A 13,915-nucleotide genomic window follows, 5' to 3' on the forward strand; every position below is an offset into this window, starting at 1 on the left:
GACCGCAGCAAAGACATTTTCATGAACAAAGAAACCATCTACGAACGCATCGTCGAAATCCTGACGGAAACCTTCGATATCGAGGCGGAGCGCATCACGCCCGAAGCCCGTCTCCATGACGACCTGGACATCGACAGCATTGATGCCGTGGATCTGATCGTCCAACTGAAGCCTCTGGTCGGCAGGCGGCTCAATGCCGAGGCCTTCAAGTCGGTGCGCACCATCCAGGACGTGGTGGATGCGCTGCATCAGCTGATGCAAGAAGACAGCGCCGTCGCCTGAGGAACACGCCTGCCATGCGCAAAACCGCGACAGGCCTTGTGCTGCTGGCCACGGTGCTCTATCCGCTGGCCGTCTATGCCGCGCTGGGGCGTGTGGCTGCGCACTGGATTGCAGCCGCATTGGTGGTGCTGGCGCTGGCGCGTGCCTGCAGCAGCCGCGAAGGATTTTGGTGGGTGGTCGCTGCGGGGGCGGCGGCGCTGTCTGCCGTCTCGTGGTGGCAGGGCAATGGCCTGGCGCTCAAGTTCTATCCGGTGCTGGTCAATGCCGTGCTGCTGGCCGGCTTTGGCTGGAGCCTGTGGTTTCCGCCGTCGGTGGTGGAGCGCCTGGCCCGGCTGCGGCAGCCTGATCTGCCTGCGCCGGCCGTGCGCTACACCGCCCGGGTGACGGCCGTTTGGTGCGTCTTCTTTGTCTGCAATGGCGCAGTGGCGGCCGGTACGGCCCTGTATGGCAGCGACGAGGCCTGGGCTTTGTACAACGGTTTGATCGCCTATGGGGCCATGGGGCTGCTGATGGCGGTGGAGTGGCTGGTGCGCCAGCGTGTGCGCAGGCGCCATGGACATGTGTGAGGCAAGGATGACGGCCACAAAGAGCGAACAAGGTCTGGCACTGGCATGGGTGGCATTGGCGCAGGTGGCACTGCCGCAGTCCAGGGACGCAGGGCATGTGGTGGCAAGGCCGCAGGATGCGGCGGTCACGCACGCGCAATGGGTCGATGCTGTCCGGGCGTGGTGCGCGGCCTTCCAGCGTGTGCAAGGGGCGGAAGTGGCCTTGTACTGTGGCAATCCGCTGACCTTTGCCGCTGCGCTATGGGGTGCATGGCACGCGGGCAAGACGCCGGTGCTGGCCAGTGACCTGCATGCGCACACGCTGTCGGCGCTGCTGCCCCAGGTGGCGGCCTGCGCGGGCGAGTTGCCCCAGGCCCTGGTGCCTGATGCCGCTGGCGCGGACGGCGTGGTACTGCAGCCCCTGGACATGCAAAAGGCGCGCGTCGTGCTGTTCACGTCCGGCTCCACGGGGGTGCCCGAGCGCATTGAAAAGCGGCTGTCGCAGCTGGATGCCGAGGTGCAGGCCCTGCAGGCCGTGTTCGGTGCCGGCATGGCGCAGGAGCCGCACGTGCAGGTGCTCTCCACCGTGGCGCACCATCACATCTACGGCCTGCTGTTCCGCATTCTGTGGCCGCTGGCGGCGGGCCGCGCCATGGGCACGCATCTGGCGCACTATCCCGAGGATCTGGTGCAGCCACTGCAGCAGGCGCCGCGCAGCCTGCTGGTATCGAGCCCCGCCATGCTCGGCCGCTTGCCGACGCACCTGGACTGGTCGCAGGCGATGGAGCGGCTGGGCGGTGTGTTTTCCTCCGGCGGCCCACTGGCCGAGAGCGCCTCGCAGCACACGCTGCAACTGCTGGGCCATTCGCCCACCGAAGTCTTCGGCAGCTCTGAAACGGGCGGTATCGCCTGGCGCCGCCGCGCAGAACACGGCGAATCCTGGCAGGCCCTGCCTGGCGTGGAGCTGCGCCTGTCGGACAGCGGGCTTCTTGCCGTGCGCTCGCGCCATCTGCCTGATGCGCAGCTTTGGTGGGAGACGGCCGACCGTGCCTTGCCCGGCACCGACGGCCTGGGCTTCGTGCTGCAGGGGCGTGCAGACCGCATTGTGAAGATTGCCGAAAAGCGGGTGTCCCTGACCGCCATGGAGCGTGTTCTGGAAACCCATGGTGACGTCCGGCAGGCCAGGGCCGTGGTGCTGGAGCAGCCGCCCGGCGCCAGCGGCATCGCTGGCGGCGCGCCGCAGCGCGTGGGCATGGTGGTGGAGCTGTGCGAAGCGGGCTGGCAGGCGTTGCAGCAGCAGGGCCGTCGCGGCATGGGTCAGGCGCTGCGCTCGCTGCTGCAACCCTGCGTGGACCGCGTGGCCTTGCCGCGCCACTGGCGTTATGTGGAGCGCATGCCCATGAATGCGCAGGGAAAGACCACGCATCACAGCCTGCTGACCTTGTTCAATCCCGTGATTCCCGTGCCGGCATGGCAGGAGCGCAGCGCGCAGCGCGCCACGGCGCAACTGCTGGTGCAGCCCCGGCTGCGCGTGCTGGAGGGGCATTTTCCCGAGGCATCCCTGGTGCCCGGCGTGGCGCAACTGCATTGGGTGGTGAGCCTGGCGACCCAGGCCTTCGGTCTGGAGCACGGATTTGCCGACGCGCAACTGCTCAAATTCCAGCAGCCCATCCTGCCCGGCGATACGGTGCAGATGCAGCTGCAGTGGCAGCCCGAGAAAGGCTGCCTGCAGTTCGAATTGAGTTCCGCGCGGGGCGTGCATGCCAGTGGCCACCTGCTGGAGCGCAGGCCATGAGGGCGCCTGACTTTCGTCCCACGGCCCTGATCCCCGTCTACAACCACCCCGACACGGTGGGCGTGATGGTCCGAGGCTGCCTGCACGCCGGCCTGCCGTGCCTGCTGGTGGACGACGGCTCGGGGCCGCGCTGCGCCGCCGTGCTGGATGCGCTGGCAGAGCAGCACGCAGGGCAGGTCCAGGTGCTGCGCCTGGCAAGCAACCAGGGCAAGGGTGCCGCCGTGATGGCCGGCCTGCGCGCCGCGCTGGCCCAGGGCTGCACGCATGCGCTGCAGATCGATGCCGATGGCCAGCACGCCGTCAGTGACATTCCCGCCTTCCTGGCGCTGGCCCGTGCCCACCCGGGGAGCATGGTCTGCGGGGCACCCGCCTATGACGCCAGCGTGCCCAAGGCGCGTCTTTATGGCCGGTACCTCACCCATGTGTGGGTGTGGATCAACACCTTGTCGTTGGACATTCGCGATTCCATGTGCGGCTACCGCGTGTATCCGCTGAAGACCACGGTGGCGGTGCTGGACCGCTCCCGCATGGGGCGGCGCATGGAATTCGACACCGAAGTGCTGGTGCACCTGCACTGGCGCGGCGTGGCCTTCGTGACCTTGCCCACGCCCGTGACCTATCCCGCCGATGGGCTGTCGCACTTCAGGGTCTGGGGCGACAACCTTCGGATCTCCGGCATGCACGCGCGCCTGTTCGGCGGCATGCTGCTGCGCAGCCCGCAACTGTTGGCGCGCCGACTGCGAACGCGGGGGGCGTCATGAGCGGGCCTTCCACACGCAGCCCGCACCACTGGGCGCAGATCGGTGAAAGCACCTGCGTGGGCGGCATGTGGCTGCTCTACCAGCTTCACCGCTGGCTGGGCCGCTGGCCCTTTCTGCTGTGCCTGTATCCGGTCGTCGGCTACTACTGGCTCACGCGCCCGATGGCGCGGCGCGCTTCCCTGCAGTACCTGCAGCGCCTGCAACAGGCGCATGGCCTGTGGCCGCGCGGGCCGGGCTGGGTGCACGGCCTGCGGCACTTTGGTGTCTTTGCCCAGGTGATCCTGGACAAGCTGCTTGCCGTAACGAACAGCTACCGCACCGAGCACGTGCGTTTGGAGGGGCAACAGCCCTTGCTGGACCTGATGGACCGCGGGCAGGGGGCCGTGCTCGTGACCGCGCACATGGGCTGCGTCGAGCTGTGCCAGACCCTGGCCCGGCAATGCCCTGGCCTGCAACTGACCATCCTGGTGCATACCCGGCATGCCGAGCGTTTCAACCGCCTGCTGCGCCGCATGGCGCCGGACAGCGGGGTGCAGCTGCTGCAGGTCTTGGACTTCAACATGGCCACCGCCATGGCACTGGCCGACCGCGTGGCGCGCGGGGAGTTCATCGCCATTGCCGGTGACCGCGTTCCTGTGCATGAGAGCAAGACCACGCAGGCCCTGTTTCTGGGCCATGAGGCCGCCTTCCCCTGCGGGCCCTACATCCTGTCTGCCCTGCTCAAGTGCCCGCTGTATTTCATGGGCTGCGTGCATGAGGGGCGGGGCTATGCCGTCGAGTTCGTGCCGCTTGCCGCCCAGGTTGAACTGCCGCGCGCGCGGCGCGCGCAGGCGCTGGCCGGCTATGCCCGGCTCTATGCCCGGCAGCTTGAACGCCTGCTGTGCAAGGCGCCTTATGACTGGTTCAACTTCTTCCCGTTCTGGGAGCAGGGCATGCCTGCACCTGCACCCACGCATCCTCTCAACCATGGGTAATTTGCCCTTCACGCGGAGCCTTCATGGCCACTGACCAGGAAATCGCCTCGCGCGAGCGGCTGAGCTACGAGATCGAAGTCACGCCAGCGTTCTACGACATCGACGTGATGGAAATCGTCTACCACGGCCACTACGTGCGCTATCTCGAACTGGCTCGCAGCGCCTTGCTGGCCCACTTCGACTACGACTATCCCCGCATGCGCGACTCCGGCTACGGCTGGCCCGTGGTGGACATGCGTCTCAAATACGTGCGCCCGGCGCTGTTCGGACAAAAGCTCCGGATCAAGGCCACCATCACCGAGTGGGAAAACCGCCTGCGCATCGACTACCTGATCAGCGATGCCGCCACGGGCGAGAAAGTGAACACGGCCCACACCACCCAGGTGGCCGTGGACATGCGCACGCGCGAGATGTGCTTTGTCTGCCCTCCCGTGCTGTGGGAACGGCTGGGGGTGCAGCCATGACTGCCCGAGGGACGCGCCTGGCTGCATGGGGCATGGCCTGCGCCCTGGCCTGCACCTTGTCTCTTCCGGCTGCCTTGCAGGCCGCGCCTGCTGCCGGTGTTTCCGGCGTTGGCGACGGTTCACAGACCTCCCCGGCCTCCCAAGTGTCACAGCAGGCTCTGTTGGCCCAGGTGCGTGAGCGCGTGCAGAGCGCGCCTGTGGTGCGTGGTCAGTTCACGCAGCTCAAGACCGTGCAGGGCTTCAGGCAGCCGCTCAAATCCTCGGGCGACTTCGTCGTGGCACGTGGCAAGGGCATCGCCTGGCAGGTGCGCCAGCCCTTTGCCTCGACGCTGATCGTCAGGCCCGACAGCCTGCTGTCGCGCGGCGCCGATGGCAGCACGGCCGTGCAGATGCGCGCGCAGGACGAGCCCGTGCTGCGCACCATCAATGCCATGCTGTTTGCCGTGGTGTCGGCGGACCTGGCGCAGCTCACCCACTACTTCGATGTCAGCGGCCAGGTGCAGGGTGCCGGCTGGAGGCTCCACCTCGTGCCGCGCGACCCCGTGCTGGCCCAGTGGCTGCAGGCTGTGGACCTGAGCGGCCAGCAGTTTGTGCAGTCCGTGCAATTGCAGGAGGCGCGCGGCGACCGCAGCCAGATCCAGATGGCGAACCCCGTTGCCGAGCAGGCGCTGCGTGCGCAGGATGCCGCCCTGTTTGACTGAGCCAGCGCCATGAGCACCAGTCCATCCCCCGCGCACGACACCGGCAGCCAGGACCGTCCCGGCCTTCTGTGGCGTGCAGCCGCATTGGCCTGGCTGCTGGCCGTGCTGGTGGTGGCCGTGCACCAATGGCATTTCTGGCATGGCCAGCGCATGGACACCGATGTGCTGGCACTGCTGCCGGTCAATGAACAGGCGCCCGAGGTGACGCGCGCCACGCAGCAGCTGGCCGACCAGTTGTCGCGCCAGGTCACCGTGCTGTTGGGTACGCCCGACTGGGCCGGCAGCCGACAGGCTGCACAGCAGTTGCGGCAAAGCCTTTCACGTCAGGCGGCCGCGCCGCTGCGCGAACAGGCGCTGGCGCAGCAGGTCTCCATGCAGGCGGCCCTGGATTTCTACCAGCCCTGGCGCCAGTCCCTGCTTACGCCGCAGCAGCGCGACCGGCTGCAGCAAACGCCGGGTGGGCTCCTGGTGCAGCAGGTCCTGCAGGACCTGTACCAGCCCGGCCTGCAGGCGCGGTTGACCGACTGGATTCGTGATCCCCTGGGCCTGTGGACCCCCTGGTGGACGGCGCGCGCTGCGCAAAGCCATGCGCGGCCGCGCGACGGTGAGTTGTGGGTGTCCGGGCAGGGGCAGCAATGGGTGCTGCTGCAGTACGCGCTGTCGGGCTCGGCGTTTCGCCTGTCAGGCGAACCCGTGCTGCAGGATGCGCTGCAGCAGGCCCTGGCCGATGTGCGCCGGCAATGGCCCGATGCGCAACTGCTGGTGGCCGGCGTACCGCTGCATGCCGAGGCAGCGGCCACGCAGGCGCATGGCGAGATCAACACCATCGGCTGGGGCTCCCTTGCCGCTGTCCTGCTGCTGGCGTGGCTGGCATTTCGAGCCGTGCGTCCGATGGCCCTGGTGGGCCTGTCCCTGCTGATCGGCACGGCGGTGGCGCTGAGCGTGACGGCGGCCCTGTTCGGCCAGGTGCATTTGCTGACCCTGGTGTTCGGCGCCAGCCTGGTGGGTGTGGCCGAGGACTATGGCATTCACTACTTTGCTGCCCGGCAGGGCGCCCCACGGCGCACGCCGCATGCGCTGATGCGTTCCCTGCTGCCGGCACTGTGGCTGGCGCTGGGCACCAGCGTGATTGCCTACCTGGCACTGGGCGTCGCGGCTTTCCCGGGACTGCGGCAGATGGCCGTTTTCTCCGTGGTGGGACTGGCCGCCGCCATGTTGACCGTGGTCTGCTGGTTCCCCTGGCTGGACCGGGGCCATATGCCCGCCAGCCCCGCTGCACGGCGCATAGGCCTGAGCCTGATGGCCTGGCCGCGCTGGCGCGCAGCGCTGCCGGGTTCGGTGGTGCTGTGTGCCGCCATGGCGGCCTGGCTGGCGTGGGGTGGGCGCCTGAACATCCAGGACGATGTGCGCCAGCTGCAAAACGGCGCGCCTGCCCTGGTTGCCCAGCAGCGCCAGGTGGGTGACATGCTGGGCCTGCCCAGCCCGGCCCAGTTCTACCTGCTCGACGGGGCCAGCGACCAGGAGCTGCTGCAGCGCGAGGAGCTGCTCAAGCAGCGGCTTGATGTGCTGGTGCAGCATGGTCAGCTTGCCGGTTACACGGCTGTGTCCGACTGGGTGCCTTCCGCCCGGCGCCAGAGCGAGGATCTGGCCCTGGTGCGCCGTGTCGAGGACCAGGTGCTGCAAGGGATCAATGCCCAATTGGGCGAGTCTTTCAGTGCGCCTGCCGCCGCACCGGTGCAACCCCTGACCGTGCAGGCCTGGCTGGAGCAGTCCATCTCCGCGGCGGCCGGCCCCCTGTGGCTGGGCGAGCGCGATGGCCGTTGGCGCAGCATGCTCATGCTGCGCGGCGTGGCCGGTCAGGCCGCACTGCCGGGGCTGGCGCAGGCAGCGCATGGGCTGGAGGGCGTGGTCTGGGTGGACAAGCCCGCCGAGATCTCCGGCCTGCTGCAGCGCTACCGCCTGTCGATGACGCAACTGCTGGTGCTGGGCCACGGCCTGGTGCTGGCGGCTCTGTGGCTGCGCTTTGGCAGCCAGGCCTGGCGAGCCTGGCTGCCCACCGTGCTGGCCAGTCTGGCGGTGGCGGTGGTCCTGTCCGTCTGGGGCCAGCCCTGGCAGCTTTTCAACGTGCTGGCGCTGATGCTGTTGCTGGGCGTGGGCATCGACTACGGCATCTTCCTGCAGGAGCACGAGGACGATCCCCACGCCTGGCTGGCCGTGGTGATCGGCGCGGCCAGCACCTGGCTGTCATTCGGCCTGCTGGGCCTGTCCCAGACGCCGGCCTTGCGGGCCTTTGGCGTCACGCTGATGCTGGGCCTGCCGCTGGTGCTGGTGCTGGCGCCGCTGTTTCGCGCGCCGCCGCAGGCGCCTGCCGGCACCTCTCTCTGAAAAAGACACCGTACATGCAACGTACCGAACAGACTGAAATCCTGATCATTGGCGCCGGCCCCTCCGGCGCCGTGGCGGCGGGCCTGCTGCGCCGGCAGGGGCGCCGGGTGCTCATCCTGGAGAAGGAAGAGTTCCCGCGCTTTTCCATTGGCGAGAGCCTGCTGCCGCAAGGCATGGCCTACATCGAGCAGGCCGGCATGCTGCAGGACGTGGTGGAGGCGGGCTTCCAGCACAAGAACGGCGCGGCCTTCGCCCGGGGCGATCTGCGCACGGCCTTCGACTTCCGTGACAAGTTCTCCTGCGGATGGGGCACGACGTACCAGGTGCAGCGCGCCCATTTCGACAAGGTGCTTGCCGATGCCGCCCAGAAGGCGGGCGCCGAGATCCGCTATCGCCATACGGTGACCGGCGTGGACGTGGCAGGCGCCCAGCCGCAGGTCACGGCCCGCACGCCGCAAGGCGAGGAATATGTGGTGCAGGCCCGCCATCTGCTGGATGCCAGCGGCTTTGCGCGCATCTTGCCGCGCATGCTGGGGCTGGAGCGGCCCTCCGGTTTTCCCGTGCGTGCGGCCCTGTTCACGCATGTCGAGGATCGCATCGCGGCACAGGACATGGACCGCGACAAGATCCTGATTTCCGTGCATCCCGAGCACCGGCATGTGTGGTTCTGGACCATTCCGTTTTCCAATGGCCGCAGCTCGCAGGGCGTTGTCGCCACGCCCGAATTCCTGGAGCGCCATGCGGGCTCCGAGGTCGAGCGCCTGCGCGCCATCATTGCCGAGACGCCCAGCCTCGCGCAGGTGCTGCGCAATGCCCGGTGGGACACGCCCGGGCGTTCGCTCACGGGCTACTCGGCCAATGTGACGGCGCTGTGGGGCCCGGGCTATGCCTTGCTGGGCAATGCGGGCGAGTTTCTGGACCCGGTGTTCTCCAGCGGCGTGACCATTGCCCTGAAGTCGGCCAGCCTGGCCGCCGACTGCATCGCCCGCAGCTGGCAGGGCGAGGCGGTGGACTGGCAACAGGACTATGCCCAGCCGCTGCAGGCAGGTGTCGATACCTTCCGTGCCTTCGTGCAGGGCTGGTACGACGGCAGCTTCCAGGACGTGATCTTCCACCCGTCGCATGCGCCGGACATCCGCCGCATGATCTCGTCCATCCTCGCCGGCTACGCCTGGGATGGACGCAACCCCTATGTGGCCGAGCCGGAGCGCCGCCTGAACGTGCTGAGCCAGCTTTGCCAGCCGGGGCAGGGGGTGATGGCATGAGGCGGCTGCGTCTTTTCCCGGCCTTTGCGCGCCAGCGTGCGCCAGCCTTGTTTGCGGCGTGCGCTGCCATCATCACGGCCAGCACGCTGGCAGGCTGCTCCACCGCACCAGAGGCGCGTGCACCGCAGGGCAATGCCACGTCGCCGCGGCTGGCATTGCCGCCGGCTGCGCTGGGCTGCGCGCTGGCGCTGCAGCAGCATCTGGTGGTGCAGGCGCCTGGCCAGCCCGCGCAGGAACTGGACGCGCTGCTGGAGGTCGATGCGCAGACGGTGCGCCTGGCGCTGGTCCACCTGGGGCAGCGCGTGGGCGTGATCGTCTGGGATGGGCGGCAGCTGCAGGCCGAGCTGTCACGCTGGTGGCCGGCGCAACTGGCGCCGGCGCAGGTGCTCGGCGACATGCAGCTGGCGCTGTGGCCGGTGGATGCCATTGCGCAGGCCTTGCCTGCATCCTGGGTGTTGGAAGAGGTCGGAATGTCCGGTGGATCGGCCAGACACCTGTCTCACCAAGGGCAGACGCGCGTCGAGATCCGGCCTGCCGGCGGCGACGGGTTCGAGATCGTGTATGCCGCAGGCGCCTGGCAACTGCGCGTTGCCTCGCCCGGCGGCATGCGTCCCTGTGCCAATGCAGGGGAGGGCGCATGACCGCGATCACCCCGACGGCACAGGCCGTGTTTGTGCAAACCCTTTCAGCCACCAGCGCCCTGGGCGCCGATGCGGCCAGCCTGCGCGCCGCATTGTTCGCCACCCAGGTCCCCGACAGCCTGCAGTGCAGCGACCGCTACAGCCCGGGCCGGCACCTGCCGCTGGGCTGCCTGCCGCCCCACATGGTGCTCCCCACGCTGGACTGGGCACCGCCGCCGCAGCGATCGCGCAACAACGCCCTGGCATGGCACACCGCCCAGGGCGTGCGCGGCCCGGTGGAGCAGGCCTTGTCGCGCTGGGGCCCGGCGCGTGTGGGCGTGGTGGTGGGCACCAGCACGGCCGGCGTGCAGGAGGGCGAAGCCGCCGCCGCCCATTGGCAGGCACAGGGCCGGTTCCCGCAGGACTTTGATTACGCCTTGCAGGAAATGGGTAATGTGTCGGAGTTCCTGGCCCAGCACCTGGGCATCCAGGGGCCGGCGCACACCCTCTCCACCGCCTGCTCCTCCGGAGCCAAGGCGTTGGCATCGGCCGCGCGCTGGCTGCAGGCCGGCCTGGTCGATGCCGTGCTGGCCGGCGGGGTGGATGCGCTGTGCGCCTTCACCGTGGCCGGTTTCAGCGCGCTGCAGGCCGTGTCGGACAAGCGCTGCAACCCGCTGTCTGCCCGGCGCAGCGGCATCAACCTGGGCGAGGGCGCGGCGTTCTTCCTGCTGACGCGAGAGCCAGGCCCCGTGCGCCTGGCCGGTTGGGGCGAGACCCAGGATGCCCACCACATGTCGGCCCCCGACCCATCCGGCCAGGGCGCCATCCAGGCCATGGAGCAGGCGCTGCGGCGTGCGGCCATGCGGCCCGGTGACGTGGACTACATCAACCTGCACGGCACGGCCACGGTGCACAACGACGCCATGGAAAGCCTGGCCATACACAGCGTGTTCGGCGAAGCAACGCCCGTGAGCTCCACCAAGCCGCTGACCGGCCACACCCTGGCGGCGGCCGGGGCGCTGGAAGCGGCCATGGCCTGGCACCTGCTGCACGACAACCCGCAGGGCCGGCTTCCTGCGCACTGGTGGGATGGCGAGCAGGCGCCCGAACTGCCCGCCCTGGCCGTGGTCCGCCCGGGCATGGCGCTGGGGCGTGCGCCCCGGGCCGTGCTCAGCAATTCCTTTGCCTTTGGCGGCAGCAACTGCGCCCTGCTGCTGGCCGCTGCCTGAGGAGTCATCGAGATGAACGCATTTCTACCGATTGAAAACTACGTGCCCCATCGCGGCGTGATGCTGCTGCTGGACTGCCTGCTCGATGCATCCGCCGATAGCGCCCATGCGCAGGTCACCGTGCCGCGCGATGGCCTGTTCCTGCAGGACGCCGGCATGCCCGCCTGGGTGGGGCTGGAGTACATGGCCCAGACCGTGGCCGCCTGGGCCGGCTGGCAGGCGGTGCAGGCCGGGCGGCCCGTCAAGCTGGGTTTTTTGCTGGGCACGCGCAAGTTCCAGGCGGCCTGCGCACATTTTTCCCCGGGCAGCGTGCTGCGCGTGAGCGTGCACTGCGAACTGGTGGGCACCAATGGCCTGGGCATGTTCGATTGCCGCATCCAGCCCCTGGGCGAGGACCGCGTGCTCGCCCAGGCCCGCATATCCGTTTACGAACCAGACAATGGCAGCGCATTCATACAGGCGCTGGAGCAAGAAGGAGTTGGACAAGCATGAGTGCAATCGCCCAGCCAGCCACGGTGCTGGTGACAGGGTCGAGCCGGGGCATAGGCCGGGCCATCGCCCTGCGCCTGGCGCGCGATGGTTTCGACATCGTGGTCCATTGCCGCAGCGGCCGCGAGCAGGCCCTGCAGACGGTGGCCGACATTGCCGCGCTGGGCCGCCAGGCCCGCGTGCTGCAGTTCGATGTGGCAGACCGCGCTGCCTGCGCTCTGGCGCTTGAGGCCGACATGGAACAGCATGGCGCCTACTACGGCGTGGTCTGCAATGCCGGCATCGCCCGGGACAATGCCTTCCCTGCCATGACGGGCGAGGAGTGGGATGCCGTGGTGCATACCAACCTGGATGCGTTCTACAACGTGCTGCACCCGGTGGTCATGCCCATGGTGCGCCGCCGCAAGCCGGGGCGCATCGTGACGCTGGCTTCGGTCTCCGCCCTGATGGGCAACCGGGGCCAGGCCAACTACAGCGCGGCCAAGGCCGGGGTGATCGCTGCGACCAAGTCCCTGGCCGTGGAGCTGGCCAAGCGCGAGATCACGGTCAATTGCGTGGCGCCCGGCCTGATCGACACGGAAATGGTCAGCGAGGAAGTGCTCGAACATGCCTTGGCGCTGATTCCCATGCGCCGCATGGGCACGGTGGACGAGGTGGCAGGTGCGGTCTCCTTCCTCATGGGCGGCGAGGCCTCGTACATCACGCGCCAGGTCATCTCCGTCAATGGAGGGATGGTGGGATGAGCGCAGCAAGCAAACGGCGTGTGGTCGTCACGGGCGTGGGTGCCCTGAGTCCGCTGGGCCACGACTGGGCCACGGTGCGGGAGCGACTGCGCACCGGCAAAACCGCTATCCGGGTGATGGACGAGTGGGCTGCCTATGAGGGCCTGAGCACCCGGCTGGGCAGCACCGTGCCGCCCTTCGATCTGCCGCCGCACTACAACCGCAAGTCCATGCGCAGCATGGGCCGCGTCGCCCTGATGGCCACGCGCGCCAGCGAGCTGGCGCTGGCCGATGCCGGCCTGCTGGGCAATGCCTTCGTCAAAAGCGGGCACATGGGCGTGTCCTATGGGTCGTCCGCCGGAACGCCCTCGGCCATCGGCGACTTCGGCCGCATGATGGCCGACAAGAGCACCGAGGGCATCAACGCCAACACCTACATCAAGATGATGTCGCACACGGCGGCGGTGAACATCGGCGTGTTCTTCGGAACCACGGGCCGCGTCATCACGACGTCCAGCGCCTGCACCTCGGGCAGCCAGGGCCTGGGCTATGCCTTCGAGGCCATTCAGAGCGGCAAGCAGCTTGCCATGCTGGCCGGCGGGGCCGAGGAGCTGGATGCCACGCAGGCGGCTGTGTTCGACACCCTGTTTGCGACCAGCGTCAAGAACGACAGCCCCGAGTGCACGCCACGTCCCTTCGACGCCCGGCGCGACGGCCTGGTGCTGGGCGAGGGCGCCTGCACCTTGGTGCTCGAAGAGCTGGAGCATGCACTTGCCCGTGGCGCCTGCATCCGGGCCGAGCTGATCGGCTTTGCCAGCAACTCCGATGGCACCCATGTGACGCAGCCCAACGCCGCCACCATGGCCCAGGCCATGCGCATGGCGCTTGATGACGCGGGGATCGAACCTTCGGAGGTCGGCTACGTCAACGCCCACGGCACGGCCACGGACCAGGGGGACATTGCCGAATCGCAGGCCACCCGCGAAGTGCTCGGCAGCCAGGTGCCCATCAGCAGCCTCAAGGGCTACATGGGCCACACGCTGGGCGCCTGCGGCGCGCTGGAAGCCTGGATGAGCATCGAGATGATGCGTGAAGGCTGGTTTGCAGCCAACGCGAATCTGCAGCAACCCGATCCGCGCTGCGCCGATCTGGACTACGTCATGGGCGAGCCGCGTGCCTTGCACACCGATATCGTCATGAGCAACAACTTTGCCTTTGGCGGCATCAACACCTCATTGATTTTTCGACGTTGGAAGCAACAGGAGCCAGTGAAATGAAACAGACGAGAACCGCCGCCATTGTCCTGGTCCTTGCCCTGGCCGCAGGCAGCGCGGTGGCACGAAGCACGGACATCTATGAACCCCCGGCGGTCATGTGGACCGCCTCGCCCGAGACTACGACGCAGCAGTTGCACGATCGCATCGTGGTGGCGTCGAAGTCGCTGGGCTGGGTGGTGGTCGGCGACGAGCCGGGCCGCCTGGAGCTGCACTACGACAAGCAAGGCAAGCACCAGGTCAACATCGCGGTGCACTACAACACAGATACCTACCGGATCAGCTATCTGCACAGCGTGAATCTGAATTACTCGGAAGGCGATGGCAAGCGGGAGATCCATCCCAACTACAACCGCTGGGTCCGGAATCTGATGAAGAAAATCAGTACCCCGTAATCCATCGCTGTCCC

The 13,915-nt window shown here is 68.1% G+C and carries 15 protein-coding genes; all 15 read left to right on the forward strand.

Translation table 11 applies throughout. From position 1 onward, the window contains the following. The first annotated feature begins 21 nt into the window (after positions 1-21). The 15 genes from AC5I49_RS02295 (at position 22) to AC5I49_RS02365 (ending at position 13,901) form a co-directional block, all read left to right on the forward strand. Positions 22-282 carry an acyl carrier protein gene (locus AC5I49_RS02295; protein ID WP_017406831.1) on the forward strand — a complete coding sequence of 87 codons (261 nt, stop codon included), beginning with the start codon at positions 22-24 and terminating at the stop codon, positions 280-282. Between the two features lie 14 nt (positions 283-296). Then, complete coding sequence (locus AC5I49_RS02300) at positions 297-848, forward strand: COG4648 family protein (protein ID WP_071955332.1); 552 nt, start codon at positions 297-299, stop codon at positions 846-848. A gap of 7 nt (positions 849-855) precedes the next feature. Then, on the forward strand, positions 856-2,622 hold the full coding sequence (locus AC5I49_RS02305; protein WP_277848563.1) for an ApeI family dehydratase: 1,767 nt from the start codon (positions 856-858) through the stop codon (positions 2,620-2,622). Next, complete coding sequence (locus AC5I49_RS02310; protein WP_277848562.1) at positions 2,619-3,383, forward strand: glycosyltransferase family 2 protein; 765 nt, start codon at positions 2,619-2,621, stop codon at positions 3,381-3,383. Before AC5I49_RS02305 ends, AC5I49_RS02310 begins: the two co-directional genes overlap by 4 nt. Continuing rightward, on the forward strand, positions 3,380-4,357 hold the full coding sequence (locus tag AC5I49_RS02315) for a lysophospholipid acyltransferase family protein (RefSeq protein ID WP_277848561.1): 978 nt from the start codon (positions 3,380-3,382) through the stop codon (positions 4,355-4,357). Before AC5I49_RS02310 ends, AC5I49_RS02315 begins: the two co-directional genes overlap by 4 nt. A 23-nt stretch (positions 4,358-4,380) precedes the next feature. Further along, a complete protein-coding gene (locus AC5I49_RS02320; protein WP_017406826.1) occupies positions 4,381-4,821 on the forward strand; it encodes an acyl-CoA thioesterase in 441 nt (146 codons plus the stop codon). Positions 4,822-4,991: 170 nt separating this feature from the next. Beyond that, positions 4,992-5,522 (forward strand): outer membrane lipoprotein carrier protein LolA, encoded by a 531-nt coding sequence (locus AC5I49_RS02325; RefSeq protein ID WP_495788925.1) that lies wholly within the window; start codon positions 4,992-4,994, stop codon positions 5,520-5,522. A gap of 9 nt (positions 5,523-5,531) precedes the next feature. After that, entirely contained in the window at positions 5,532-7,907 is a 2,376-nt protein-coding gene (locus AC5I49_RS02330; RefSeq protein WP_209800543.1) for an MMPL family transporter, read from the forward strand. Between the two features lie 14 nt (positions 7,908-7,921). Then, entirely contained in the window at positions 7,922-9,172 is a 1,251-nt protein-coding gene (locus AC5I49_RS02335) for an NAD(P)/FAD-dependent oxidoreductase (RefSeq protein ID WP_209800545.1), read from the forward strand. Next, positions 9,169-9,813 (forward strand): DUF3261 domain-containing protein, encoded by a 645-nt coding sequence (locus tag AC5I49_RS02340; RefSeq protein ID WP_209800547.1) that lies wholly within the window; start codon positions 9,169-9,171, stop codon positions 9,811-9,813. Before AC5I49_RS02335 ends, AC5I49_RS02340 begins: the two co-directional genes overlap by 4 nt. After that, on the forward strand, positions 9,810-11,021 hold the full coding sequence (locus AC5I49_RS02345) for a beta-ketoacyl-ACP synthase (RefSeq protein ID WP_070080338.1): 1,212 nt from the start codon (positions 9,810-9,812) through the stop codon (positions 11,019-11,021). Before AC5I49_RS02340 ends, AC5I49_RS02345 begins: the two co-directional genes overlap by 4 nt. A 12-nt stretch (positions 11,022-11,033) precedes the next feature. Then, entirely contained in the window at positions 11,034-11,513 is a 480-nt protein-coding gene (locus tag AC5I49_RS02350; RefSeq protein ID WP_061287592.1) for a hotdog family protein, read from the forward strand. Continuing rightward, positions 11,510-12,253 (forward strand): 3-ketoacyl-ACP reductase FabG2, encoded by a 744-nt coding sequence (locus tag AC5I49_RS02355; RefSeq protein ID WP_209800549.1) that lies wholly within the window; start codon positions 11,510-11,512, stop codon positions 12,251-12,253. Before AC5I49_RS02350 ends, AC5I49_RS02355 begins: the two co-directional genes overlap by 4 nt. Beyond that, the gene (locus tag AC5I49_RS02360) at positions 12,250-13,509 is read left to right on the forward strand and encodes a beta-ketoacyl-ACP synthase (protein WP_160854386.1); all 1,260 of its coding nucleotides are present in this window, start codon (positions 12,250-12,252) and stop codon (positions 13,507-13,509) included. The genes AC5I49_RS02355 and AC5I49_RS02360 overlap by 4 nt, the downstream gene beginning before the upstream one ends. After that, entirely contained in the window at positions 13,506-13,901 is a 396-nt protein-coding gene (locus AC5I49_RS02365; RefSeq protein WP_209672864.1) for a hypothetical protein, read from the forward strand. Before AC5I49_RS02360 ends, AC5I49_RS02365 begins: the two co-directional genes overlap by 4 nt. Positions 13,902-13,915: the final 14 nt, after the last annotated feature.

Source organism: Delftia sp. (assembly GCF_059499305.1).